At 66.4% G+C, this 23421-nt stretch carries 25 protein-coding genes; 14 read left to right on the top strand and 11 right to left on the bottom strand.

The window, feature by feature from the left end:
- The first annotated feature begins 252 nt into the window (after positions 1-252).
- The 6 genes from OGL92_RS13305 to hrpB all read left to right on the top strand — a co-directional run bounded on the left by OGL92_RS13305 (position 253) and on the right by hrpB (position 6155).
- On the top strand, positions 253-519 hold the full coding sequence (locus OGL92_RS13305; RefSeq protein ID WP_263144143.1) for a hypothetical protein: 267 nt from the start codon (positions 253-255) through the stop codon (positions 517-519).
- Positions 520-544: 25 nt separating this feature from the next.
- Positions 545-1015, top strand: coding sequence for a hypothetical protein (locus OGL92_RS13300; protein WP_263144141.1), 471 nt, complete (start codon positions 545-547; stop codon positions 1013-1015).
- Between the two features lie 469 nt (positions 1016-1484).
- Positions 1485-1946, top strand: coding sequence for a hypothetical protein (locus tag OGL92_RS13295; RefSeq protein ID WP_263144140.1), 462 nt, complete (start codon positions 1485-1487; stop codon positions 1944-1946).
- A 343-nt stretch (positions 1947-2289) separates the two neighbouring features.
- On the top strand, positions 2290-2793 hold the full coding sequence (gene xrtH / locus OGL92_RS13290; protein ID WP_263144138.1) for an exosortase H: 504 nt from the start codon (positions 2290-2292) through the stop codon (positions 2791-2793).
- Complete coding sequence (locus tag OGL92_RS13285; RefSeq protein WP_263144136.1) at positions 2777-3370, top strand: exosortase H-associated membrane protein; 594 nt, start codon at positions 2777-2779, stop codon at positions 3368-3370. Before xrtH ends, OGL92_RS13285 begins: the two co-directional genes overlap by 17 nt.
- Positions 3371-3620: 250 nt before the next feature.
- Entirely contained in the window at positions 3621-6155 is a 2535-nt protein-coding gene (gene hrpB / locus OGL92_RS13280; protein ID WP_263144135.1) for an ATP-dependent helicase HrpB, read from the top strand.
- Between the two features lie 22 nt (positions 6156-6177).
- On the opposite strand, the gene OGL92_RS13275 is transcribed toward hrpB, so the two are convergent.
- The 3 genes from OGL92_RS13275 to OGL92_RS13265 form a co-directional block, all read right to left on the bottom strand.
- Positions 6178-7260, bottom strand: a complete 1083-nt coding sequence (locus OGL92_RS13275; protein ID WP_263144134.1) for an endonuclease/exonuclease/phosphatase family protein — start codon at positions 7258-7260, stop codon at positions 6178-6180.
- Between the two features lie 72 nt (positions 7261-7332).
- Entirely contained in the window at positions 7333-7998 is a 666-nt protein-coding gene (locus OGL92_RS13270) for a hypothetical protein (RefSeq protein ID WP_263144133.1), read from the bottom strand.
- 72 nt (positions 7999-8070) lie between these two features.
- Positions 8071-8625: a cysteine hydrolase family protein gene (locus tag OGL92_RS13265; protein ID WP_263144132.1), complete on the bottom strand. Its 555-nt coding sequence runs from the start codon at positions 8623-8625 to the stop codon at positions 8071-8073.
- 80 nt (positions 8626-8705) lie between these two features.
- Here OGL92_RS13265 and OGL92_RS13260 point away from each other — a divergent pair, with 80 nt between their 5' ends.
- A complete protein-coding gene (locus tag OGL92_RS13260; protein ID WP_263144130.1) occupies positions 8706-9419 on the top strand; it encodes a DUF2076 domain-containing protein in 714 nt (237 codons plus the stop codon).
- A 70-nt stretch (positions 9420-9489) separates the two neighbouring features.
- Positions 9490-9969 (top strand): NYN domain-containing protein, encoded by a 480-nt coding sequence (locus OGL92_RS13255; RefSeq protein ID WP_263144129.1) that lies wholly within the window; start codon positions 9490-9492, stop codon positions 9967-9969.
- Positions 9970-9984: 15 nt separating this feature from the next.
- On the opposite strand, the gene OGL92_RS13250 is transcribed toward OGL92_RS13255, so the two are convergent.
- Positions 9985-10350 carry a helix-turn-helix domain-containing protein gene (locus OGL92_RS13250; protein ID WP_263144128.1) on the bottom strand — a complete coding sequence of 122 codons (366 nt, stop codon included), beginning with the start codon at positions 10348-10350 and terminating at the stop codon, positions 9985-9987.
- Between the two features lie 97 nt (positions 10351-10447).
- Between OGL92_RS13250 and OGL92_RS13245 the strand changes: the two genes are divergently transcribed.
- Positions 10448-11203: an SDR family oxidoreductase gene (locus OGL92_RS13245; RefSeq protein ID WP_263144126.1), complete on the top strand. Its 756-nt coding sequence runs from the start codon at positions 10448-10450 to the stop codon at positions 11201-11203.
- A 2-nt stretch (positions 11204-11205) separates the two neighbouring features.
- Here the strand turns inward: OGL92_RS13245 and OGL92_RS13240 are convergent, their stop codons facing one another.
- Complete coding sequence (locus OGL92_RS13240; RefSeq protein ID WP_263144125.1) at positions 11206-11664, bottom strand: Lrp/AsnC family transcriptional regulator; 459 nt, start codon at positions 11662-11664, stop codon at positions 11206-11208.
- Positions 11665-11822: 158 nt separating this feature from the next.
- On the opposite strand from OGL92_RS13240, the gene yedA reads away from it, so the two are divergent.
- On the top strand, positions 11823-12800 hold the full coding sequence (gene yedA, locus OGL92_RS13235) for a drug/metabolite exporter YedA (RefSeq protein ID WP_263144123.1): 978 nt from the start codon (positions 11823-11825) through the stop codon (positions 12798-12800).
- A 34-nt stretch (positions 12801-12834) separates the two neighbouring features.
- Entirely contained in the window at positions 12835-14160 is a 1326-nt protein-coding gene (locus OGL92_RS13230; protein WP_263144122.1) for a DEAD/DEAH box helicase, read from the top strand.
- Between the two features lie 24 nt (positions 14161-14184).
- Here OGL92_RS13230 and OGL92_RS13225 read toward each other — a convergent pair whose 3' ends face one another.
- The 6 genes from OGL92_RS13225 to OGL92_RS13200 all read right to left on the bottom strand — a co-directional run bounded on the left by OGL92_RS13225 (position 14185) and on the right by OGL92_RS13200 (position 19992).
- Complete coding sequence (locus OGL92_RS13225) at positions 14185-15528, bottom strand: CSLREA domain-containing protein (protein WP_263144120.1); 1344 nt, start codon at positions 15526-15528, stop codon at positions 14185-14187.
- 238 nt (positions 15529-15766) lie between these two features.
- Positions 15767-16225: a PAS domain-containing protein gene (locus OGL92_RS13220; protein WP_263144119.1), complete on the bottom strand. Its 459-nt coding sequence runs from the start codon at positions 16223-16225 to the stop codon at positions 15767-15769.
- Between the two features lie 12 nt (positions 16226-16237).
- Positions 16238-17251: a response regulator gene (locus OGL92_RS13215; protein ID WP_263144117.1), complete on the bottom strand. Its 1014-nt coding sequence runs from the start codon at positions 17249-17251 to the stop codon at positions 16238-16240.
- 164 nt (positions 17252-17415) lie between these two features.
- Positions 17416-18720, bottom strand: coding sequence for a TIGR03862 family flavoprotein (locus OGL92_RS13210; RefSeq protein ID WP_263144116.1), 1305 nt, complete (start codon positions 18718-18720; stop codon positions 17416-17418).
- Positions 18721-18786: 66 nt separating this feature from the next.
- Positions 18787-18957: a PSPA7_2676 family Cys-rich small protein gene (locus OGL92_RS13205; RefSeq protein WP_263144113.1), complete on the bottom strand. Its 171-nt coding sequence runs from the start codon at positions 18955-18957 to the stop codon at positions 18787-18789.
- A gap of 105 nt (positions 18958-19062) precedes the next feature.
- The gene (locus tag OGL92_RS13200) at positions 19063-19992 is read right to left on the bottom strand and encodes a histone deacetylase (RefSeq protein WP_263144112.1); all 930 of its coding nucleotides are present in this window, start codon (positions 19990-19992) and stop codon (positions 19063-19065) included.
- A 190-nt stretch (positions 19993-20182) separates the two neighbouring features.
- On the opposite strand from OGL92_RS13200, the gene OGL92_RS13195 reads away from it, so the two are divergent.
- Genes OGL92_RS13195 through tesB form a run of 3 tightly spaced genes read left to right on the top strand, consistent with a single transcriptional unit; the run spans position 20183 to position 23256 of the window.
- Positions 20183-20743 (top strand): GNAT family N-acetyltransferase, encoded by a 561-nt coding sequence (locus tag OGL92_RS13195; protein WP_263144110.1) that lies wholly within the window; start codon positions 20183-20185, stop codon positions 20741-20743.
- Positions 20740-22350 (top strand): SagB/ThcOx family dehydrogenase, encoded by a 1611-nt coding sequence (locus tag OGL92_RS13190; RefSeq protein WP_263144109.1) that lies wholly within the window; start codon positions 20740-20742, stop codon positions 22348-22350. Before OGL92_RS13195 ends, OGL92_RS13190 begins: the two co-directional genes overlap by 4 nt.
- Before the next feature lie 36 nt (positions 22351-22386).
- On the top strand, positions 22387-23256 hold the full coding sequence (gene tesB / locus OGL92_RS13185) for an acyl-CoA thioesterase II (protein ID WP_263144107.1): 870 nt from the start codon (positions 22387-22389) through the stop codon (positions 23254-23256).
- The last annotated feature ends 165 nt before the right edge of the window (positions 23257-23421 follow it).

The following is a 23421-nucleotide window of genomic DNA, read 5'->3' as shown; positions in this document are numbered from 1 at the left end:
CGCAATCACCAGTGCTTTGGGCGTTGATATATGGAGGGCTATTATTGGCTATTTCTACAGCTTATCCTTTAATGCCCAGAGTTTTCAGGAGGTTTTAGTACCTCTTTTTGATCATTGACCCTGAAACGGGCACTGGGGCTTATCTTATAAAGGAAAGGGTAACGGAGGGCGGCTAGAGTTCGTGAGCGGCGGGCTTTCGTCATTGGTCGATTCACTAGAAACCCTGACGCAGTCAATGGGCCATTTGAAGAGTTGCAAAGATCCTATTGGATTAATAAGCTTGCTTTCGTTGCTAGTACGATTATTTTTGTTGTGGGTGTTATCGATATTGTGAATAATGATTCGCTATCTCCCGCGCAAAAAGTCCTTCAGATATTTTCTTCTTTAATGGTCACTCTGATAGCGGTGAAGGCAGCAACGTTTTTAGGTGCATTTTTTATGAATCCTGCAGGTATAGTGGTAGGGGCTGCATTGGCAATCATGGTTGGTGTTTGCTTACCATGCTTTTGGCTTTTGTGAATCGGGAGATTGCGGAGCTTGATATATGAATAAAAGCCAGAAGTTATGGTGGTTATATTTCCTGTTAGTAGCTTTAATGCTGCTCTTGATTTTCATATGGATTAAAATTTATGGTACTTTGGGTAGTGGATGGATAATACTGATTTCCATTTTTTGTCTCTCCTTTTTATATTGGGCTCAGAGGAGTGATCCAGATTCTGATGAGGTTCCATTCCATGGGCGCTTGCTCATTCTTGTGATGGTTGGGGTTGGGTGCTTGGTTGCATGGGTTTTTTCTAAGCTTATATTTTATATGGTGGGGGCAATTGAAATCGAACGTTACCCGTTCGGACTGGTCATCGCGCTAGGGTTATGGCTGGTCATCGGCTTTATCGAAGAGCGCTGTATACGCCGCTACTTTAAAAGGATGGTGCCGCTAATGATATTGAATCGTGGGATGTTCCCATATTTTGCACTCGGGTTTTCAATAGCGTTCGTTGCAATAGTAACCAAATAGTCGATTTGGCCGTAGTGTGAGGAGCGAGGTGCTAGCGAATTTAGTGCTAGGCAAGGAGGCTACGCTTCATGAAAAGGCAGATATAGTTATATTCTGGTTAATCTGGAGACGGGTACGGGTTGCTTATCTGCACGAAGGACACTGCAGTGGAGGAAATTATCTGGATGGGTGAGTATCGAATGGTACCAATTTTGGTTTGGTTTTATCGCTGCATTGGCTAGTGTTTCCCCTTCAATTTTCTGTTGCGTTGTTCTTTTTTTAGTGGTTTTGGCAGCCATGAACACTATGATTCTGGAGTTGCAAGCTTTAGGGAATGGTTGTTCAGCTGCCGGATATTAGGAGCCTTTAGAGTCGGCGGCACTGCTTGTTAGTTTTTGGGGGCTGGCGGTGTGGTTTTAGGTGCCTGGCTCTCTTTCTTGAGTGGTGGTGTCGTTAGTAGTTCGGTTAGAATTTTTGCGAGATAGTTAATATGGATGAGGTTCTAGCGTTATCAGTTCTTGTGGCCTTGTTTTCGGCCACTTTAGGTAGTCTTGCAGTCAGATGGCTATTGAGGGCGTCCTATAATGTGCTGACCATCGTCTGGCTGATGGCGGCTTTCGGTGGAGTGGTGCTAAGTTTCGCCTTTCAGAGGCTGGAATTAAGTTTGCTAGCCTCTATAGTGGTAGTTACCTTAATGCCAGTTGCTGCCTTCTATGGGTGTGGAAGTTCTGTAGCTGAACCGCAATCGCCAGTGCTTTGGGCGTTGATATATGGAGGACTATTATTGGCTATTTCTACAGCTTTATCCTTTAATGCCCAGAGTTTTCAGGAGGTTTTAGTACCTCTTTGGGGGGCAGAACGCTCTTTGGTAGGCATCCTGGCGGCGAGTTTGCTCATGGCAACTAATGGCTTGGTCATCTTGATCAAGTTTGGCAGAAAAATAGTCAGATAAATGGGTGATAGATAGCTTGGTTTTTTTGCTCAATTTATTTGGGTGTAGATTTCTTGTTTTAAGTAGTGCGGCTTAAAATGCTTGCTCTTGCTGGTAAGCAAAGTTAATGGTTGGTAAATTTGTGGTTGCCTATTTTACATGATTCTAGTTTTTAGTGATGGCAGGTAATAATCATGGGTTAAATAAATTTTGCCTTTGGCAGTTTTCCAATGTTGTAAGCGTTTTACAGGTTCGCGGTTTTTCTTTAGAAGGAGTTAAGGTTAAGAATGAGCAGGTTAAATTTAATCTTTGGCGGGATGCTTTTTAGCTGCCCCTGTCTTATCTAAGTTCTTACTCTCAAGCAATGAATCGTTTTTTCTTATTTTTTCTCGTGCTAGTTCTGGCATCGTTTACCTTTGAACTGACTCCGCCGGCGCAGCATGTACTGGTTTTGCCCTGGACTCGATTGCTGACCGACATTTGTGCGGGCTTGATAGGTATCTTCGATAGCGATGTGATGGCCTATGGCAAGGTGCTGCAAAGCTTCTCGCGCGGTGGTGGAGTGTCGATCGAGGCAGGTTGTAACGGCATCGAGGCCTGCATTCTATTAGGGGCTGCGATCCTGGCTTACCCGGCGCCTTGGCGGCATAAATTAATCGGCCTGCCGTTGGGCTTCGTCGCTATACAAGCGCTCAACGTACTGCGTGTGATCAGCCTGTATTACCTCTCGCTTTGGTATCAGGCTGCTTTCGAGTTCGCCCACCTGTATCTATGGCAAATTCTGATCATGCTCGATGTAGTAGTCGTCTGGTTGATCTGGGTTCGCCACTTGCCCACTCGGGATATGTCCGATGTCGCTGCTGCCTAGTCCCATCATTTGTTTTTTTCTTCGGGCCTTGGTGCTGCTCGGGCCCGTGCTGGCGCTGTGGTACTGGCTACGCGAACTGCTGGTACGGCCTGCGGCCTGGTTGGCCGAAAAAGCCATGGGCGCGTTCTTTTCCGATTGGGTAAGGGGCAGTGAACTAACTGGGGTCAGTCAGACGCTGCTGACTTCACTACAGGTTCCTCATGCGAGCGGGCGGTTGGCCGAACTGACGCCTGAGGTTCATCTGTTGACTTGCTGTTACGGCCTTCCGCTGCTGATTACCCTTCTGCTTGCTGCCCGCTGCCGAGGGTTCTGGTGGAAAGTACTGCTGGGCTTTATGGCGTTGGTGCCTTTTCAGGCGTGGAGCGTATGTCTCAGTTGGCTGGTTGCCATTGCTTTCCATGCGCGTGAAGTGACCCAGGCCACCACGAAGTTTTCTATGTTGCAGCTCAACTTGATCGGCCTGGGATATCAGGTTGGAACATTGCTATTACCGACACTGATACCCGTTTTGCTTTGGTTGCGCCTCGATCGACCCTTTATCGCCACACTGATGGATGCGCAATTGGATAAAGCATAGAGCCAAGGGCGCCTAACCCAACTTGCTAGGCGCAGGGGATATGGCATGACGCGAGTTTTACCCAAATGCTTCCCGGAACCAGGTGCCGCCTAGCAAGTCCGCTTCGGAGCCTGACGACCGCAATGACTGCTGTTTAGTCCTTCATTCATGCACTTCAGGAACTGACTTGGATCGCTCGGGGGAAATGCTTTTAGGCGATCTGTCTAGGCGGCTCGCTTTATACTGCCTCGTCAAAATAGAAGCTCCCTCCATGAAACAACTCCCCATCGACGCCATCCTCCCGGACCTGCGCGCCGCCCTTGCCGCGCGGGATGAAGCCGTACTGGAAGCGCCCCCCGGGGCGGGCAAGACCACCCGCGTGCCGCTGGCCCTGCTCGGCGAACCCTGGCTCGCCGGGCAGCGCATCCTGATGCTGGAGCCGCGCCGGCTGGCCGCCCGCGCCGCTGCCGAGCGCCTGGCCAGCGAATCCGGCGACGCCCTCGGCGAGACCGTCGGCTACCGCATCCGCCTGGAAAGCAAGGTCGGCCCGCGCACCCGTATCGAAGTGGTGACCGAGGGCATTCTCGTCCGCCGCTTGCAGGACGATCCGGCCCTGGAGGGCGTCGGCCTGGTGATCTTCGATGAATTCCACGAGCGCAGCCTGGACGCCGACCTGGCCCTGGCGCTGACCCTCGCCGGACGCGCCTTGCTGCGCGACGAACCGTCGCTGAAGGTGCTGCTGATGTCCGCCACCCTGGAGGGCGAGCGGCTGTCGTCGTTGCTCGAGGACGCGCCGGTGGTACGCAGCGAGGGCCGCATGTACCCGGTCGACATTCGCTGGGGACGGTCGCTGCAGGCCGCCGGCCCCTACGAGCGCGAGGGCCTCGAACCGCGGATGGCGCAGACCCTGCTGCAGGCCCTGGCCGACGAGCCGGGCAGCCTGCTGGCGTTCCTTCCCGGCCAGGCGGAAATCCGCCGCGTCGCCGCGTTGCTCGACGACGCCCTGGCCGCTCGCCCGGACGTGCGGGTCTGCCCGCTGCACGGCGAGCTGGACCTGGCCGCCCAGCGCGCCGCCATCGAGCCGGCACCGGCGGGCATGCGCAAGGTGGTGCTGGCCACCAACATCGCCGAAACCAGCCTGACCATCGACGGCGTGCGGGTGGTGGTGGATGCCGGCCTGGAGCGGGTCCCACGCTTCGACCCGGCGAGCGGCATGACCCGCCTGGACACCCAGCGTATCGCCCGGGCCTCGGCGACCCAGCGCGCGGGGCGGGCCGGGCGGCTCGAGCCGGGGGTGTGCTACCGGCTCTGGTCGCAGGCGCAGCACGAACACCTGCCGGCCCATGGCGCGGCGGAAATCCTCCAGGCCGACCTCGCCGGCCTGGCCCTGCAACTGGCGCGCTGGGGCGTCGCCGCGGACGAGCTGCGCTGGCTCGATCCGCCCCCGCCGGCCGCGCTGGCCCAGGCCCGCGACCTGCTGGCACGGCTCGGCGCGTTGAACGACAAGGGCGGCCTGAGCCCCCATGGCCATGCCATGGCCCGCCTGCCGACCCACCCGCGCATCGCCCACCTGTTGTTGCGCGGTCAGGCCCTCGGCCTCGGCGGCCTGGCCTGCGACCTCGCCGCGTTGCTCGGCGAGCGCGACATCCTGCGCGGCGCGGGCGATGCCGACCTGCACAACCGTCTGCTCCTGCTGGAGGGCGCGAACGCCGCCCGTGGCGCCCGGGGCGGCGTGCAGCGCGCGTGGCAACTGTCCCGGCAGTTCCGCAGCTACCTGCGCGGCCCGGTCGAGCGGGCGGTGGCCGACCCCGAACACCCGCGCTGGCTCGGCTGCCTGCTGGCCTTCGCCTACCCCGACCGGGTGGCCCGGCAACGCCGCGAGGCCGGCGCCGGCTATCGCCTGGCCAATGGCCGCGCCGCGGTGTTCGGCGAGCCGGACGCGCTGATGAAGGCACCCTGGCTGGTGATCGCCGACCTGGGCAGCCGCCAGGGCCAGCGCGAGGAACGCATCTACCTGGCCGCCGAACTGGACCCGGCCTTGTTCGAGGGACCGCTGGCCGAGCAGGTCGCCGTCCAGGACGTCCTCGACTGGGACGAACGCGAAGGCGTGCTGCGCGCCGAACGCCAGCGGCGGGTGGGCGAGCTGGTGCTGGCGCGCGAACCCTTGGCGGCGCTGGACGAGGCCAGTCGCAGCCGCGCGCTGGTGGCCCTGGTGCGGCGCAAGGGGCTCGAATTGCTGCCCTGGACCGCCGAACTGCGTCAGTGGCAGGCGCGGGTCGCGCTGCTGCGTCGGCTCGACCTGGAGCGGCAGGGCGGCAGCGAGTGGCCGGACGTCAGCGATGCGGCGCTGCTCGCGGATCTGGAGAGCTGGCTGGCGCCTTACCTAGGCAAGGTCGCCCGGCTGAGTCATTTCGCCCAACTCGACCTCTCGGCGATCCTCCAGGGCGTGCTGCCCTGGCCGCTGCCGCAGCGCCTCGATGAACTGGCGCCGAAAACCCTGGAGGTGCCGTCCGGCTCTCGCATCCGCCTGGACTACCAGGACGACCCGCCGGTGCTGGCGGTGCGGTTGCAGGAGCTGTTCGGCCTGGCCGACACCCCGCGCATCGGCGGCGGACGCCTGGGGGTGAAGCTGCACCTGCTGTCGCCGGCGCGGCGGCCAGTGCAGGTCACCCAGGACCTGGCGAGCTTCTGGCGCACCACCTACGCCGAGGTGAAGAAGGACCTCAAGGGGCGCTATCCCAAGCATTACTGGCCCGAGGATCCGCTGGTCGCCGAACCCACCGCGCGGGCCAAGCCGCGGCGCTGAGCAGCGCGGCTCCGGCGGGCCGTCAGGGATGCGCGGCGGGCAGCAGCAGGCGCGCGCTCAGCGGCAGATGGGTGGAGATGCGCAGGGTGTCGCGTTGCCTGACCTGCGCGTCCAGCCGGGTCAGCCCCGGACTGTGGAACAGGTAGTCCGAGGTGCGATCCGGCGCGCTCACCCGGGGGTCGTTGGGGAAGTGGGTGAGCCAGCGCGCCTGTTCGGCCCCGTCGGCTTCCTCCAGGGCGGGAATCATCGGGTAGCGCCCGTACAGCGGCGCCAGCGCGTCGCTCGCCGTTCCGCCGAGGATCGCCGCGAGGCGCTCGGCCTGGCCGGGCGGCGCCGCGGCCAAGTCGCCGCCGAAGATCCACGGCGTGCCGGCGGCATCCAGTTCACCGAGGGCTTCCAGGCTCTTCGCCAACTGCCGCGGCAGGGTATCGTCGCCCGGCAGCGGCGCATCCAGATGGGTGTCGAGCACCGCCAGCGAGCCGCCGCCCGCGATGGGCAGGCGCGCCACCAGCAGCGCCCGCTTCAGGCCGAACTGGCGGGCCAGGGGATCGCCATGGGCCAGCGGCAGTTGCAGCCGCTCGGCGCTGTCGATGCGGTAGCGACTGAGCACGGCGAGCTTCATGCCGACGCTGCCTAGGATGCGCGGGTGCGGCACGAAGGCGGACTTCCAGTAGAAGGCTTGCGCGGTGCAGGGGTAGAGGTCGGCGAGGCGTTCTTCCAGCAGCGCCAGTTGATCCTGGTAGTCGCTGGCCTTGGCGCCGTCGTGGAGTTCCTGGAGCAGGACCAGGTCCGGGCGTTCATCGCGCAGCACCCGCGCCGCTTCGTCCAGGGTGTGGGCCAGGTCGGCGGGCGTCGGGCGTTCGTCGGGGCCGCTGCCGTCGGCCAGGTCGTTCCAGAACAGATAGCCCTTACCGGCCAGGTATTGCAGGTTCCAAGTCATCACCTTCAGCGCCTGCCCCGCGCGCAGAGCCGGCGCCGGTGCGGCGCAATGCGACGCCGCCGGCTCGCGCTGCGCGGGGTGCCAGGTGAGCGAGTAGATCACCGCGGAAAGCGCCAGGACGACGAGCGCCAGGCCGAACGACAGGGAACGCAGGAAGCGGGGCATCGGAGGAAACGCACCGGGTGGCTCGAGGTGCCCCGAGCATAGCGGAGCCGGCGCGGGCCGCCCACGGTGGGCTCAATGGGGCGGCGCGGGCGGCCGTTCCAGTTGCATGAACAGGCGGAACAGCACCACCCCGGAGAACAACTGGAAGAAGCCGCTGATCACCGTGGTCAGCACCGCGAGCAGGGGCGCGGGATCGTCGCCCAGCCACAGGCCGAACAGCCAGTCCAGGGCCCAGACCGGCGCCAAGGCCAGGGCGATGCACAGCGCGATGGTCCAGAAGTGGCCGCGGCTGAGCAGGAAGCTGTCGCGGATCGCCGTCAGCGGCGAGTGGCCGCGCAGGGTCAGCAGGTATTCGGAAAAGCCGAGCTTCACCATCAACCAGACGCCCGGCAGCACGTAGGCGGCGAACCCCAGCATGAACAGCAGCACGTTGAGGCCGGTGAGCAACGCGAAGCGCGGCCACAGGCGCAGCGCGCCGCTCCACAGGGCCAGGGTGTGCGGATGCTCGCCGCGGCTGCGGGCGTCGAGGAACAGGATCAACGCGGCGCTGTAGAGCGGGTAGAACAGCAGGTTCGCCAGCAGCGAATAGAGCGAGGGCTCGGCCTTCGCCGTATGCGCTTCGATGAACGCCTCCAGCAGCGCCTCCAGGGTGATCAAGGGCAGGCTGAGCAGCGCGATGGCCGGCAGGTGGCGGCTGAAGAAATACCAGGAATCGCGAAGCGCGCTGAAAGCTGTCATCGGCAAGGTCACGGCGGAGGCGGGCGGCTACTGTAGCGGAAGCCGCCGGAGTGGCCAAATGCGTGTGGCCCTTCAGGGCCAGGCTGCGAGCAGCCGCTGGCTGTCGATCACCTCGGCGTATTCGCCGTGCAGGTTGGCCATCGCCATGTCGTGCACCTCATCGGCGCTGCGCGGCCGGCCGGCGTGATCGGCTTTGGCGAAGGTAAAGCAGGCGTCCGCCACCACCCAGGTCCGGAAACCCAGGCAACCGGCACTGCGGGCGGTGGCTTCCACCGAGTTCTCGCTGGCGACCCCGGCGATCGCCAGGCGCTGGATGCCGCGTACCCGCAACCAGCGCTCCAGGCCGCTGAGGGCGAAGGCATCGGGCACGTTCTTTTCCAGCACCTGCTCGCCCTCGGCGGGCCTGAACGCGGGCTGGAATTCCGCGCCCGGCTGGCCGGGGAAGAACACCGAGGCGGGGCTCAGGGACATGTGACGGACATGCACGCGCGGCCAGTCGCGCGCCCGCCAGTGGGCCAGCAGGGCGGCCAGGCGTTCCTCCGCGCCGGGGTTGTTGCGCGGCCCCAGGCGCGCTTCGCGCATGCCCTGTTGCAGGTCGATGATCAGCAGCGCGGCAGGCGTGTGCATGGCGGTCTCCACGGGGAACTTGGACCGGCCAGCTTGCTCAAACCGCCATCTTGTGTCCAATTCGCAGCGCAGGCGAGACCATGGAACCGACCGAACAAACCCTGATCGATGGCCTGTTCAACCGCTTGAAGACAGCCGAAGCGCAGGCCGCCGCACCCGATCCCCAGGCGGAAGCGCAGATCAACAGCCACCTCGCCGCACAGCCCTCGGCGCCTTACTACATGGCCCAGGTCATCCTGATCCAGGAGGCGGCGCTCAAGCGCCTCGACCAACGCGTCAAGCAACTCGAAGCCGAAGTCGCCCAGGCCCGCGCCAAGCCGAGCAGCGGCGGCTTCCTCGCCGGCCTGTTCGGCGTCGGCGGCCGCAATACGGCACCGGCACCGGCACCGGCCAGCGCCGGCAACTGGGCGAACGCCCCGGCGACGCCGCCCGGTGCGGCCTATCCGGCGCCGAATGTACCCTCGCGGGCCGGTAGCTTTCTCGGCGGCGCACTGCAGACGGCGGCGGGCGTGGCGGGCGGGGTGATGCTGGCGGACATGCTCACCGGCCTGTTCCAGCACGGGAGTCCCCAGGAGATCGTCGAAATCATCCAGCCGGCGGCCGCCCTCGAACCCAACGACCAGGACGTCAGCTTCCTCGCCGACAGCGACCTCGACACCAGCCACATGACCCCCGACCAGTTCGGTGCCCTGCCGGTCAACGACACCGACCCGGGGTACGCCGACCCGGGCTTCGGCGACGCCGACTTCAGCGACGACGCGGGCTTTTTCTCCGACGACGACACCTTCGTCTGACCGGCGCGTATGCTTCGGCGGCCGTGGGCTGCGATAATCGCCGCCCGCCTCGAGGCCACCGGAGCCCGTCTTGAAATCCATCGCCCTGTTCGCCGACGTACAGAACCTCTACTACACCGTGCGCCAGGCCTACGGCTGTCACTTCGACTATGCGGCGCTGTGGGCCCAGGTGGCGGGGCTCGGCAGGATCGCTGAGGCCTATGCTTATGCCATCGACCGGGGCGACCCGAAGCAGCAGCAGTTCCAGCAGATCCTGCGCAACCTGGGCTTCACGGTGAAGCTCAAACCCTACATCCAGCGCGCCGACGGTTCGGCCAAGGGCGACTGGGACGTGGGCATCACCCTCGACGTGCTGGAGGCGGCGGAGCGGGTGGATGCGGTGGTGCTGGCCTCCGGGGACGGCGATTTCGACCTGCTGCTGGAGCGCATCCGCCAGCGCCACGGGGTCGAGTCCTGGGTCTACGGCGTGCCCGGCCTCACCGCCCAGTCCCTGGTGCGCGCCGCCGATCATTACCAGCCGATCGAAGGCAAACTGTTGCTGCGTCACTGAACGCCAAGCGCTTCCCTAGCCGCCCGTGGCCCGCAGTTCTTCCGCGTGGGCGTCCATCCAGGCGGCCAGCGCGCTCAGGGGTTCGCGCAGGGTGGCACCCAGCGCGGTGATGCGGTACTCCACCCGCGGCGGCACCTGGGCGAACACCTGCCGCGACACCAGCCCGCGTTGCTCGAAGGCGCGCAACTGCTTGGTCAGTTCCTTCTGGGTGATGCGCCCGATCGCCCGCTGCAATTCGCTGAAGCGCACCGCATCGTCCAGCACGATCAAGCGGTAGAGAATCGGGATCGCCCATTTGCCGGCGATGATGTCGATGAACCTGAGCATCGGGCACTCCACCGACGGGCGGTCGGTAGGGCTGGTAGCCGCGAGGTTGGGCATGGGTATCTCCTGGCTCCCTGGGTATGCATAAGGTGCCTACTATACTTTGCATACTTTCGTGCGCAACCTGGGTGCCCGTCTCGACCGGAGCACCCGGATGGCTCGACTCTCAGGTAAACGCATCCTCGTCACCGGCGGCAGCGCCGGCATCGGCCTGGCCAGCGCGCGACGCTTTCTCGCCGAAGGCGCCGAAGTGGCGATCACCGGGCGCGACCCCGAAACCCTGGCCCGCACCCGCCGGCTCCTCGGCGAGGCCCTCTGGACGCTGCCGGTGGAGGCCGGCGACAGCGCCGCGCAAGGCCAACTGGCCGAGCGCCTGGGGACGCGCTGGGCGCGCCTCGACGGCGCTTTCCTCAACGCCGGCGATGTCACTCACCAACCCCTCGACGCCTGGTGCGAAGCCGACTTCGACCGGGTCCTGGCGACCAACCTGAAAGGTCCCTTCTTCCTCTTGCAACGCCTGTTGCCGTTGTTCGCCGAACCGGCCTCGGTGGTGCTCTGCGGGTCGGTCAGCGCCCATATCGGCCTGCCGGACAGCAGCGTCTACGCGGCGAGCAAGGCGGCCCTGCTGTCCCTGGCCCGCACCCTGTCGGCGGAACTGGCCGGGCGCGGCATCCGGGTCAACGGCTTGAGCCCAGGGCCGACCGAGACCGCCGCCCTCGGCAAGGTGGCGCCCGGTCCGCAGGCGACCGCCGCCTTGCGCGAGCGCATCGCCGCCCTGGTGCCGATCGGTCGCCTCGGGCGTCCCGAGGAGATCGCCGAGGCCGCGGTATTCCTGATTTCCGACGAATCCAGCTTCATGCGCGGCGCGGAGGTCCTGGTGGACGGCGGCGTGCGCTACCTGAAACGCTGAGCTCAGCCCCGGCGGCCGTTGCCGGCCTGCAGGGTGGCGGGCAGGCGCCGCTGGAACGGCGTGGAAAGGATCAGCGAGGTCTTGCTCGCGCCGTACTGGCTCAACTCGTCGATCAGTTCCTGCAACTCCTGCATCGAGCCGACCGCCGCCTGCATCAGCACGCAAGCATCGCCGGTGATCCGGTGGCACAGGGACAGCTGCGGAATCTTCGCCAGGGTATCCAGGGTTCGCTTGGAGTCGTGGTCGGCCAGGCGCAGCTCGATCACGCACTGGATCGGCAGGCCGACCTTGGCCGGGTCGACGCTGGCGTGATAACCGGTGATGACGCCATTGGTCTCCAGCTTGGCGACCCGGTCCGCCACGGCCGGGGGCGACAGGTTGACCCGGCGAGCCAGTTCGGCGAACGACGCCCTGCCGTTTTCCACCAGCGCCTCGACCAGCGCACGATCGTATTTGTCCATCGCTCAAGGCTCCGGAAAGGTTTTTAGGAAAAAAGGAAAGCTCGGTATTTTTCCATATTTTCAAAGGCAAAATACGGTTATGAGCGTGCTTGCTCCCATATTTTTAAGGGTATGCCTTGCATAGAATAGAGGTCCCTCTTCGTTCGATCGAGTATCCCATGCCTGCTCGCGGCTCTCCCCTGTTGTTGTTCGGTGCGTTCTTCTCGCTGTACGTGATCTGGGGTTCGACCTACCTGGCGATCCGCATCGGCGTGGAGTCCTGGCCGCCGCTGTTGATGGCGGGCATCCGCTTCATCATCGCCGGCGGCCTGCTGTTCGCCTGGATGCGTTGGCGCGGCGCGCCGTTGCCGACCTGGCGCGAATGGAAGGCGGCCGGCGCCGTCGGCATCCTGTTGCTCAGTTGCGGCAATGGCGGCGTGACCCTGGCCGAGCACCTGGGAGTGGCCTCCAGCGTGGCCGCCCTGGCGATCGCCACGGTGCCCTTGTTCACCCTGCTGTGCGGGCTGTTCTGGGGGCTGCGCAACACGCGCCTGGAATGGGCGGGGATCGTGCTCGGGCTGGTCGGCATCGGCCTGCTGAACCTGGGCTCCAACCTCCAGGCGAGCCCGCTCGGCGCCGCGCTGATCCTGTTCGCCGCGGCCACCTGGGCGTTCGGCTCGATGTGGAGCAAACACCTGCCGTTGCCCAAGGGGCCGATGGCCAGCGCCGTGGAAATGCTCGTCGGCGGCGTCGCCCTGTTGCTCGCCAGCGGCCTCAGCGGCGAGCGCCTGCAAGGCATGCCCACCGCGGCGGGCTGGGGCGCTCTGGCCTACCTGGTGGTGTTCGGTTCGATCATCGCGTTCAGCGCCTATATGTACCTGCTCAAGCACGTGCGGCCGGCGGCGGCCACCAGCTATGCCTACGTCAACCCGGTGGTGGCGGTGCTGCTGGGCATTTTCTTCGCCGGCGAGACCATCGGCGCCGAGGAGTGGCTGGCGATGGCGGTGATCATCAGCGCCGTGGTGTTGATCGGCTTGCCGCAATGGCGCCCGCGCGCGTCGGCACGGGAGGAGAAGGCCGGACCGGCGATCCCCGCGCTGGAGCGCGCGGCGGCCAGCGAATGCCTGGCGCCGGAAAAACCCGTCGCCAGCAGGTAGACTGGCGGCTCGTTTCCCAGCCGGTTGCCTTTCCATGACCTTCGCCGACCTCGGCCTGATCGATCCCCTGCTGCGCGCGCTCGCCGCGCTCGATTACCAGACCCCGTCGCCGGTGCAGGCGGCGGCCATTCCCGCGGTGCTCAAGGGCCGCGACCTGATGGCCGCGGCGCAGACCGGCACCGGCAAGACTGCCGGCTTCGCCCTGCCGTTGCTGCAACGGCTGAGCCTGGAAGGCCCGCCGGTGGCGAGCAACGCGGTGCGGGCGCTGGTGCTGGTGCCGACCCGCGAACTGGCCGAGCAGGTCCACGAGAGCTTTCGCAGCTATGGGCAGAACCTGCCGCTGCGCAGTTATGCGGTGTATGGCGGGGTGAGCATCAACCCGCAGATGATGAAGCTGCGCAAGGGCATCGACGTGCTGGTGGCGACGCCCGGCCGGTTGCTCGACCTGTACCGGCAGAACGCGGTGAAGTTCGGCCAGTTGCAGGCGCTGGTGCTGGACGAGGCCGACCGCATGCTCGACCTGGGCTTTTCCCGCGAGCTCGACGAACTCTTCTGCGCCTTGCCGAAGAAACGCCAGACCCTGCTGTTCTCCGCGACCTTCTCCGAGGCCATCCGCAGCCTCGCCGGCGAGCTGCTGCGCGACCCGCTGTCGGTGGAGGTCAGCCCGCGCAACGCGGCGGCGAAGAGCGTCGAGCAGTGGCTGGTGCCGGTGGACAAGAAGCGCAAGTCCGAACTCTTCCTGCACCTGCTGCGGCGCCAGCGCTGGGAGCAGGTGCTGGTGTTCGTCAAGACCCGCAAGGGCGTCGATCAATTGGTCGAGGAACTCCAGGCCGCGGGCTTCTCCGCCGACGCGATCCACGGCGACAAGCCGCAGCCGGCACGCCTGCGCGCCCTGCAGCGATTCAAGGCCGGGGAGGTGCGGATCCTGGTGGCCACGGACGTGGCGGCCCGCGGCCTGGACATCGACGACCTGCCCCAGGTGGTCAACTTCGACCTGCCCATCGTCGCCGAGGACTACGTGCATCGCATCGGCCGCACCGGGCGCGCCGGCGCCAGCGGCGAAGCGATCTCCCTGGTCTGCGCCGACGAAGTGCAATTGCTCGCCGCCATCGAGGCGTTGATCCGCCAGACCTTGCGACGGCACGAAGAAGCCGGCTTCGAGCCCGAGCACCGGGTCCCGCAGACCGATGCCAGCGGGCAGGTGCTGAAGAAACCGAAAAAACCCAAGAAGCCCAAGGACCCTGTGGCCGGCAAGGCCGGCGCCCGCCTGGGTAGTTGGGTCGACAGCGAGAAACCCAAGGTCAAGGCGGTGCGCAAGGCCCCCGCCTTCGGCCGCAAGCCGGGCGGCAAAGGCGCCTGAGCCGAAGCCCTGCGCCGCCGTGGCTCAGGGCTTGGCGCGCTCGTAGGCGCCCAGGTCGCAGACCGCCACCCCGTCGCCGTCGCCATCCCGCGGACGCATGCTGCCGCGCTGGTCCTGCACCGGGCAATTGCCGATGGCCGCATCCAGCGCCGGGCTGCGCGGACGCAGGGCGTGGGTCGGGGTCGACGCGTTGTTGTCGGCCAGCGGGTACAGCACGCTGACGAACGTCAGGCGGTCCTCGACGTTGATCTCGCCGGTGCAGTTGCCCGGGCCGCTGCCCAGCAACAGGCCGCTGGCCCGATAGCTGTAGGCGGTGCCTTCGTTCAGGCAGTTCTGCACGGTTTCGCCGGACTCGTCGTGGTTGCCGGCGATCAGGCTGTTGCGCAGGTTCAGCACGCCGCGGTTACGCACGCCGAAGCCCTCGTTGGCCGCCAGGGTGGTATTGATCACCGTGGCCTGGGCCGTGCCGCCCTGCGCGGTGTAGCGCAGGCCGTTGCTCAAGGCGTCGCCGAAATTGCCGCTGAGGGTGCTGTTGGCCAGGCTCAGCACCGCGCCGTTGTCGTTGGCGATCGCCGCGCCCTGGCCATTGACCGACACCCGGTTGCCGACGAACGAGACGCGCGCGACCTCCAGCTTGCCGCGGTTGTAGATGGCGCCGCCGAAGCCGGAATCGTCGTCGTCGGAGGTGGTGTTCTGGTCGAAGCGACTGTCGCGTACCCGCAGGTCGCCGGCGTTGTAGATGGCGCCGCCGTGGCCGAAATAGCCTTCCCCGGCGGAGGCCCGGTTGCCACGCAGGCGCGCCTGGTCGATCTCCATGTGGCCGAAGTTGGCGATGGCGCCGCCGGCGCCCGGTTCGAAGGCAGCGGAGCCGACGTTGCCGGTCAGGTCCACTAGCCGCAGGTAGGCTTCGCCGTGATTTTCCAGCGCGCCGCCGTAGAACGAGGTATGGCCTTGTTCCAGGCTCAGGCCTTCGAGGCGCAGGCGCCCGCCCGGCCGCACTTCCAGCAGGCGGTCGTGGGCGCTGCTGCTGCCGCGGATCACGCTGCGTCCGACGCCCGCGCCGAGGATGGCGACGTCGCCGGTCACGTCCAGGTCGCCGTTCAGGTTGGCGTCTTCGTCGAGGGTCGCGCCTTCCTCGTCCACCTCCGCCGGCAGGCTCAGCACATAGGTGCCGGCGGGAAGCAGGATGCGCTGGGCGCCTTTGCCACGATTGGCGGCGGTCACCGCGTCGCGCAGGGAGCAGTCGGCGTTGCAGACCCCGTCGTAGTGGTCGTCGGCGCGGGTGACGTGCCATTCCACGGTGGCTTCGGCACTGGGGAAAAAGGGGAGGGTACAGGCGACGAGAAGAGGATTGACGTAAGCGCGCATGGCGACTCCTGCCGGCCTGGGCCGGGTATGGGGGCATGGGGAGCGGATACGACGCAGCCTCCGCGATTCGTTGCGCGCGGGGTGGGCGCGCAAGGGACGGTGGGCGGCGGGACTGCTGATGGGGCCTGGACCATCCAGCGTTTTCGCTCCCGTGTCAGGAGCGTAAACGCTGCGAAGCTTTATAGCAGAATCGTACGGGCATGCACATTTAGATACCCGAACGGACTAAAGCGAGGATTCAGGCGCCTTGCTGGGCGGCGGCGAGCTGTTTCTTGTGGGTGGCGGCGGCGGTCATGTCGTAGATCACCACGCACAGGTGCTCCACCTCGCCCTGGGAGGCGGCGGCCAGGGGCAACAGGGTGACGTTCTGGTACATGAAGTCCTCCTGTCCGGTGATCGGCTGGTAGTTCTTGAAGTGCATCAGGTAGGGCCGCTGTTCCCACAGGCTGAAGGCGCGGGTGCCCAGCTGGACCACGGTGTCCACCTTGCGCCGCAGCCATTGTTCGTCGATTTCCGGGAACAGCTCGAAGAGTTTCTTGCCGTGCACGTCGTCCGGTCCCAGCCCGGAATGGTTTTCCATGAAGCTGTTCCAGACCTCGACCCGGTACTGGCGGTCCAGCACGATCACGCCGACGTCGATGCACTGCACGATGTCGAGCAGCCAGTGGACTTCTTTGATGTCGATCTGCGCGGGCATGGCGGCCACCCTCTAATTCAGCAGGTAATTGATTTTGTGGGTCAGGCGGCGGATCGAGTCCTCGGTGAACAGCAGCAACAGGTCGAAGTGGATGTGGTCGCCCTCGAGGCTGTAGCTGATTTCCACCGCCAGGGTCTTCTTCCAGCGCTTCTGGTTGAGGTGGATCAGCCGCTCGATGGAGGCGTGCTGGCCGAGCAGCATCGGATGGCCCTGGGAGAACCGCACGTCGATCTGCTCGGCGATGCCGGACAGGCAGGCGCCGATCAGGATGCTCGACAGGTCGAGCAGCATCTCCGAGGTCTCGTTGTCGTCCTTGGGCTGCCATTTCAGCAGGCGCGCCATGTCCGACACCTCGGAGTCATGGAACAGCAGCAGCGCCTCGCCGGCGATCCCGTCGCCGATGAACCCCTGGCAGGCGGCGCTGAGGCGCTGGCCGCGCTGGGCATCGCTGAGGGTCATGTGCAGTTCGCTGACCTCGAAGATATTCACCTGCGGCACCGGCAACTGCACGAACACCCCGAGCACCTTGGCCAGCAGCGCGGCGGCGCGGCCCATGGCGACGTTGGTGACCTCGCGCAGGGCATCGCGGAAGTTGACCTTCAGCGTGTCCAGCAGCGCGTCCTGGTCCTGCGTGGGCGCGGATGGCGGCGCCTCGGCCTTGGGATCGAACAGTCCGAGCTCGACCAGGGTGGCGCGGAGGATTTCCGGGTCGGCGGGTTTTTTCAGGAAGGCCAGGGCGCCGAGTTCCTTGACCCTGCGCACCGCTTCTTCCTGGACGTCGCCGGACACCACCACCACTTTCGTCTGCAAGCCTTCTTCACGCAGTGCGGCGAGGGTCTGGTAGCCGTCCAGCACCGGCATGGTGAGGTCGAGCAGCATGACCTGGCCGAGCCCCTGGCGGATCGCCTCGAGGGCTTCCTGGCCGTTGGTGGCCTGGCTGATGGTCACCGGCCATTCGGCCGGAAGCGCGCGAATCAATTGCTTGCGCGCCATGTTCGAGTCGTCGCAGACCAACAAATGAGTCACGGCTGATGGACTACCTATGCTCGTGGAAACGATTGACGGGGGCGCATGCCTGCGCCCGGACGTTGGTGGCTGGCACCGGCGGGCGGGCCGAACTCGCCGCGCCAGCTTAGCGCAAGCATAGCCGTTGCCGTCGAGTGCGCCGTGCGACCCGCGGCCGGACGGTATCAGGGCCGCGACGACTCGGGTGCCTCGCGGGTGCGGCGCAGCCAGTCCAGGGCGCCCAATCCGGCGCGGCGCCCGCTGGCGAAACAGCCGGTGAGCAGGTAGCCGCCGGTCGGCGCTTCCCAGTCGAGCATTTCCCCAGCGCAGAAGACGCCCGGCAGGTCGCGCAGCATCGACGCCTGGTCGAGCGCCTCGAAGCGCACGCCGCCGGCGCTGCTGATCGCTTCGTCCAGCGGTCGCGTCGCCACCAGGTGCACGGGCAGGGCCTTGAGCGCCTGCGCGAGCCGCGAGGGGTCCGCGAACGCCGTGGCGGGCGCCAATTCGCGCAACAGCGCGGCCTTTACTCCTTCGATGCCCACCTGGCGATGCAGGTGCTTCGCCATGGAGTGGGAACCGCGGGGCTTGGCCAGGGCGGTCCGGACCTGCTCCAGGGTGCGCTGGGGCAGCAGGTCGAGGGTGGGTTCGGCGAAGCCCTCGGCCTCTATGCGGGTGCGAATCGCCGCGGACAGGGCGTATACCAGGCTGCCTTCCAGGCCCCACTGGGTGAGTACGCATTCGCCCAGGCGCGGAGGTTCGCCAGGCAGGCTCAGGGCCACCGATTTCAGCGGCGCCCCGGCGAATCGATCGCGCAGGAACGGGCTCCAGCCGGGCACCTCGAAGCCGCAGTTGGCCGGCTTCAGCGGCGCCACCGGGACGCCCCGCGCGGCCAGCCAGGGCACCCAGGCGCCGTCCGAGCCCAGGCGTGCCCAACTGCCGCCACCGAGGGCCAGCACCAGCACGTCGGCACGCAGCCGGCGCTCGCCCTCCGGGGTGGCCATGCGCAGCGCTCCGCTCTCGTCCCAGCCGAGCCAACGATGCCGGGTGTGCAGGCGCACGCCCAGTTCGCGCAGGCGTTTCAGCCAGGCGCGCAACAGCGGCGCGGCCTTCATGTCGCGGGGGAAGACCCGCCCGGAACTGCCGACGAAGGTCTCGATGCCCAGGGCGTGCACCCATTCGCGCAGGCCGTCGGCGTCGAAGCCGTCGAGCAGGGCGGCCATCTCCTGGCGCCGCTCGCGGTAGCGGGACAGGAAGGGCTCGCGGGGTTCGGAGTGGGTGATGTTCATACCGCCGACGCCGGCCAGGAGGAACTTGCGCCCCACCGAGGGCATGCCGTCGTAGAGGTCCACGGCGACCCCGGCCCGGGCCAGCACTTCGGCGGCCATCAACCCGGCGGGCCCGCCCCCGATCAGGATCGCCCGCGCAGGGGCGTATATGTTGGCGGCCGGAGTGGCGGAAGGCAGATCGGCGGGCGGAGCGGTCGTGGTCATGGCGGGCGGCGGCGAGGGCAGGGAGGCGCATTCTAGCCGAGGGCACCCGCGCCGGCAGGTGCGCCCTCAGGACGCGTGGGCGTCGTTCGTCGCGTCGTTGGCCGCCTTGGCCATCGGCGGGCGATAGCGGTACGCGCCGCAGCGCCGGCAACACTGGTGCAGCATCACTTCTCCACCCAGGTTACAGAGCTTTCCCGCGCTCCACTGACAATTGGAAAACACACAACGGAACTCCATGGGAACCTCCTGTCTTCGCTTCTGGGAAGACCGTTTTCGGCGGCCTCATGGGGTGTGACTGCGCGTTTTTCCGAGAGGTTCAGCGCCGGACATCGCCAGGGGACTTCAGCGTCCGGCGTCCCCGTGCAGCTCGTCCCAGACGCGTTGCGCGCTGTGGTGGAGGATGCCATGGCGGCGCGCCAGGGCCTGGCGGTCGGGGTCGTAGCCGCCGCCGATCAGCCCGGCCACGGGGATGCCGCGTTGCAGGCAATGGCGCAGCACGCTGCGTTCGCGCGCGGCCAGGCCGGCATCGCTCAGGGCCAGGTAGCCGAGGGCATCGTCGCGGTGTACGTCGACCCCGGCGTCGTAGAGCACCAGGTCCGGCTGGTACAGCGGCAGCAGGTAGTTCAGCGCGTCGTCCACCACCCGCAGGTAGTCGGCGTCGCCCATGCCCGCCGGCAGGGGAATGTCCCAGTCGCTGTCGGCCTTGCGCGCGGGGTAGTTGGTCGCGCAATGCAGCGAGACGGTGATCGCCTCCGGGACTTCCGCGAGCAACCGCGCGGTGCCGTCGCCCTGGTGCACGTCGCAGTCGAAGATCAGCACCCGCTGCACCTCGCCGCTTTCCAGCAGGCAGCGGCTGACCACCGCCAAATCGTTGAAGATGCAGAAACCGGCCGGATGGTCGTAGCCGGCGTGGTGGGTGCCGCCGGCCAGGTGGCAGGCGATGCCGTGGCGCAGCGCCAGGCGCGCGGTCAGCAGCGAGCCGCCCACCGCGCGCACCGTGCGCCGGGCCAGCGCCGCGCTCCAGGGCAGGCCGAGGCGGCGCTGCTGCTCGCGGTCCAGCTCGCCGGCGAGAAAGCGTTCGATGTAGGCCGGCTGGTGGGCCAGGGCGAGGATATCCGGCGGGCAGAGGTCCGGGCGTCGCAGCGCGGCGTCGTCGGTCAGCCCGCTGTCCACCAGGTGGTCGCGCAGCAGGCGGAATTTCTCCATGGGGAAGCGGTGTTCGCCGGGGAAGGGCGGGCTGTAGTCGTCGTGGTAGATCAGCGGTACGCGCATGGTTGGCCGGGGCTGGCGTCGCGTCGAGCGACGATGGATCGAACTCGGAGGCCGTGGCCGACCTCGTACACTAGGCGCCCCGGCCACCGCGCAGCGCCTCGCCGGGCGGCCACGGCCGCCGTTCGGGGCAGCGCAATCGCCCGAGTATGGCGGCCGCCGGCGACGCCGTTCAAGTTTCGAGGACCGCCCCATGACCGAACCCATCGAATTGCATACCGAGCGCCTGCTGCTGCGCACCTGGCGCCCGGAGGACCTGCCCGCCTACATCGCCCTGTCCGCCGACCCCGAGGTGATGCACTACTTCCCCGAACCGCAGAGCGCCGCGCGCACCGAAGCGTCCTATGCGCGGATCCAGGCGCATTTCGCCGAGCACGGGTTCGGTCTCTGGGCCCTGGAGCGCAAGGACGACGGCGCCTTCATCGGTTTCACCGGCCTCGGCCACATGGGCTTCGAGGCGCATTTCAGCCCCGCGGTGGAAATCGGCTGGCGGCTGGCCCGTGCGCATTGGGGTCAGGGCTATTCCAGCGAAGCCGCGCGCGCCGCCCTGGCCTGCGGCTTCGAGCGGCTCGGCCTGGCCCAGGTCGTCGCCTACACCGCGGTGGACAACGCGCCGTCGCGTCGGGTGATGGAGGCCATCGGCATGCACCGCGACCCCGCCGATGACTTCGATCACCCGGACCTGCCCGCCGGCCATTGGCTGCGCCGCCACGTGTTGTATCGCCTGTATCGCGATGAGTGGGTGGCCCGGTGAGCGACGCCGAGGCGCGCGTGCGGGCGTATCACGCCCTGAGCAAGCACGCCCCGGCGGCCTTCGCCGAGGGTCCCGGGCAACTGGACTGGGCGAACCAGCCGGCGCCCTTCCGGCGCTATGGCGGCGCGCCGCGCCTGCCGCTGTGGCAGCGTCCGCTGGAGGAGTCGCCGGCTTACGACGCGGTGTTCGCTGGCCCGGTCGGCGCTCCCGCGCCCTTGAACCTCGCCAGCGTCTCGCAACTGCTCTACGACAGCCTGGCGCTGTCCGCCTGGAAGGAGGCCGGCGGCAGTCGCTGGGCCCTGCGGGTGAACCCCTCCTCGGGCAACCTGCACCCCACCGAGGCCTACCTGTTAATGCCGCCCGGCGCGCTGGACGAGGCCGCGCTCGTCGCCCATTACGCGGCGGACCTGCATGCCCTGGAAATCCGCGCCCGCCTGCCCGATGCGCTCGGTGCCACCCTGGGTGCGTCGTTGCCGCCCGGCGGCTGCCTGCTGGCGCTGACCGGCATCGCTTGGCGCGAGGCCTGGAAATACGGCGAGCGCGCCTACCGCTACTGCCAGCACGACCTCGGCCACGCCCTGGCCGCGCTGGCGATCGCCGCCGCGGCCCTGGGCTGGCAAACCCGCCTGCTGCGCCAACCGGCGCCCGACGAACTGGACGCCGCGCTGGGGCTGGACAGCGTCGCGGCCGGCGAGGACGAGCGAGTCGACTGCCTGCTCTGGCTGGGCCCGGTGCAACCCGGCGAGTTCGCCCTGCCGGCGGATTTCTGGACGGCGCTGGCGGCCCTCGAATACCTGGGCACGCCGAACCTATTGTCCCCCGCGCATCGCGATTGGCCGGAATTGCAGCGCGTCCAGCACCTGTGCCGGGCGCCGCGCCTGGGGCTCCGTCCCGATTGGCGGGCGCCGCCGGCCGAGACGATTCCGGCCAACCCGGGCCTGCCCCTGCGGCCGCTGCTGCATCGGCGACGCAGCGCCCAAGCCATGGACCCGACGACCGGTATCCAGGCCGAGCTGCTGTTCGCCTGGTTGCGCCGGTCGATGCCGGCGAATGCGCCGGTGCCCTTCGCCGTCACTGGCGAGCCGGCGCGGGTCGACCTGCTGCTGTTCGTCCACCGGGTGCGCGGGCTGGAACCCGGCTTGTATTGGCTGGCACGCAGCGATGGCGCGCCGCCCACCGGCCTGCGCGAGGATTTCGCCCGGGAGCGGGTCCATGCGGAGTTGCCGCTGTATCGGCTGCTGGCCGGCGAAGCCGCCGGGCTGGCGGAATTCCTCTCCTGCGGGCAGGCCATCGCCCGTGACGGATGCCTGTCGCTGGCGATGCTGGCACGCTTCGACGAAGCCCTGGCCGACGGCGCCTGGCGCTATCCGCGGTTATTCTGGGAGTGCGGGCAGATCGGCCAGGTGCTCTACCTGGAAGCCGAGGCGGCCGGCCTGTCCGGCACCGGGATCGGCTGTTATTTCGACGACGCGGTGCATGAATTGCTCGGTTTGGCCGACAGCCGCTGGCAAAGCCTTTACCATTTCACCCTGGGCCGCGCGGTCTGGGACGCCCGCCTGACGTCCCTGCCGGCCTACGCACACTTGCGCCTGCCGCCGCCCGCCTGAGCGGGGCTGCGGTCACGTCTGAATGGGGAGAGCGGTATGAGTCACGTGTTGGACGATCTGGTCGCATTGTTGAGTCTGGAGGCCATCGAGGAAAACCTTTTCCGCGGCGTCAGCCAGGACCTGGGGTTTCGCCAACTGTTCGGCGGGCAGGTGCTCGGCCAGTCGCTGTCCGCGGCCAGCCAGACGGTGGAGGAGACCCGCTCGGTGCATTCGCTGCACGGCTATTTCCTCCGCCCCGGCGACGCCGGCCTGCCGGTGGTTTACCAGGTCGACCGGGTGCGCGACGGCGGCAGCTTCACCACCCGCCGCGTCACCGCGATCCAGAAGGGCCAGCCGATCTTCACCTGCAGCGCCTCTTTCCAGCAGCACGAGGAAGGCTTCCAGCACCAGATCGCCATGCCCGACGTGCCCGGCCCGGAGAACCTGAAGTCGGAGACCGAGCTGGCCCGCGCGGTGGCGGACCGCCTGCCGGAGCGGATGCGCGAGCGCGCGGTGAGCGACAAGCCCATCGAGATCCGTGCGGTGCGAACCGAGGACCCGTTCGGCCCGGAAATCGCCGAGCCGGCCCGGTACATCTGGTTCCGCGCCGACGGGGCGTTGCCGGACATCCCGGCGATCCACAAGTACATCCTCGCCTATGCCTCGGACTTCAACCTGCTGACCACCTCGCTGCTGCCCCACGGGGTTTCCGTCTGGCAGAAGTTCATGCAGGTGGCCAGCCTCGATCACGCGCTGTGGTTCCACGGCGATCTGCGCGCCGACGAATGGCTGCTGTACGCCATGGACAGCCCATGGGCCAACAGCGGCCGGGGCTTTTCCCGCGGGAGCATTTTCAGCCGGGACGGCAGGCTGGTCGCCTCGGTCGTGCAGGAAGGCCTGATCCGCTTGCGCGAGGACTGGAAATGAGCCCGCCCGATGCAGGCGGCAATCGGTCAGCGTTTTCTGACAGTGCAAACAGGTATTTCTTGTAGGACAAAAGCCTTTCCTGGCCGTCGGCTTGGCTTACGACTATCGGCCAAAGCCTTTGGCGACAAGGGCTTGGGCGGCGATCGCCGCGTCGCGGAAAAGCCG

Origin of the sequence: Pseudomonas sp. RIT-PI-AD, from assembly GCF_025642785.1 — a bacterium.
In the GTDB taxonomy this organism is placed as follows: Bacteria; Pseudomonadota; Gammaproteobacteria; order Pseudomonadales; family Pseudomonadaceae; genus Pseudomonas_T.
The sequence above is the reverse complement of the archived record's forward strand: the minus strand, read 5'-3'. Positions and strand labels throughout refer to the sequence as shown.

What these genes read in the sequence shown, in the direction of transcription:
- OGL92_RS13285 (WP_263144136.1), top strand. Translation starts at nt 2,777, where the DNA reads ATGTCGCTGCTGCCTAGTCCCATCATTTGTTTTTTTCTTCGGGCCTTG.
- OGL92_RS13270 (WP_263144133.1), bottom strand. Translation starts at nt 7,998, where the DNA reads ATGACAGCTTTCAGCGCGCTTCGCGATTCCTGGTATTTCTTCAGCCGC.
- xrtH (WP_263144138.1), top strand. Translation starts at nt 2,290, where the DNA reads ATGAATCGTTTTTTCTTATTTTTTCTCGTGCTAGTTCTGGCATCGTTT.
- yedA (WP_263144123.1), top strand. Translation starts at nt 11,823, where the DNA reads ATGCCTGCTCGCGGCTCTCCCCTGTTGTTGTTCGGTGCGTTCTTCTCG.
- hrpB (WP_263144135.1), top strand. Translation starts at nt 3,621, where the DNA reads ATGAAACAACTCCCCATCGACGCCATCCTCCCGGACCTGCGCGCCGCC.
- OGL92_RS13260 (WP_263144130.1), top strand. Translation starts at nt 8,706, where the DNA reads ATGGAACCGACCGAACAAACCCTGATCGATGGCCTGTTCAACCGCTTG.
- OGL92_RS13200 (WP_263144112.1), bottom strand. Translation starts at nt 19,992, where the DNA reads ATGCGCGTACCGCTGATCTACCACGACGACTACAGCCCGCCCTTCCCC.
- OGL92_RS13220 (WP_263144119.1), bottom strand. Translation starts at nt 16,225, where the DNA reads ATGCCCGCGCAGATCGACATCAAAGAAGTCCACTGGCTGCTCGACATC.
- tesB (WP_263144107.1), top strand. Translation starts at nt 22,387, where the DNA reads ATGAGTCACGTGTTGGACGATCTGGTCGCATTGTTGAGTCTGGAGGCC.
- OGL92_RS13265 (WP_263144132.1), bottom strand. Translation starts at nt 8,625, where the DNA reads ATGCACACGCCTGCCGCGCTGCTGATCATCGACCTGCAACAGGGCATG.
- OGL92_RS13300 (WP_263144141.1), top strand. Translation starts at nt 545, where the DNA reads ATGAATAAAAGCCAGAAGTTATGGTGGTTATATTTCCTGTTAGTAGCT.
- OGL92_RS13245 (WP_263144126.1), top strand. Translation starts at nt 10,448, where the DNA reads ATGGCTCGACTCTCAGGTAAACGCATCCTCGTCACCGGCGGCAGCGCC.
- OGL92_RS13295 (WP_263144140.1), top strand. Translation starts at nt 1,485, where the DNA reads ATGGATGAGGTTCTAGCGTTATCAGTTCTTGTGGCCTTGTTTTCGGCC.
- OGL92_RS13210 (WP_263144116.1), bottom strand. Translation starts at nt 18,720, where the DNA reads ATGACCACGACCGCTCCGCCCGCCGATCTGCCTTCCGCCACTCCGGCC.
- OGL92_RS13240 (WP_263144125.1), bottom strand. Translation starts at nt 11,664, where the DNA reads ATGGACAAATACGATCGTGCGCTGGTCGAGGCGCTGGTGGAAAACGGC.
- OGL92_RS13250 (WP_263144128.1), bottom strand. Translation starts at nt 10,350, where the DNA reads ATGCCCAACCTCGCGGCTACCAGCCCTACCGACCGCCCGTCGGTGGAG.
- OGL92_RS13205 (WP_263144113.1), bottom strand. Translation starts at nt 18,957, where the DNA reads ATGGAGTTCCGTTGTGTGTTTTCCAATTGTCAGTGGAGCGCGGGAAAG.
- OGL92_RS13230 (WP_263144122.1), top strand. Translation starts at nt 12,835, where the DNA reads ATGACCTTCGCCGACCTCGGCCTGATCGATCCCCTGCTGCGCGCGCTC.
- OGL92_RS13195 (WP_263144110.1), top strand. Translation starts at nt 20,183, where the DNA reads ATGACCGAACCCATCGAATTGCATACCGAGCGCCTGCTGCTGCGCACC.
- OGL92_RS13225 (WP_263144120.1), bottom strand. Translation starts at nt 15,528, where the DNA reads ATGCGCGCTTACGTCAATCCTCTTCTCGTCGCCTGTACCCTCCCCTTT.
- OGL92_RS13275 (WP_263144134.1), bottom strand. Translation starts at nt 7,260, where the DNA reads ATGCCCCGCTTCCTGCGTTCCCTGTCGTTCGGCCTGGCGCTCGTCGTC.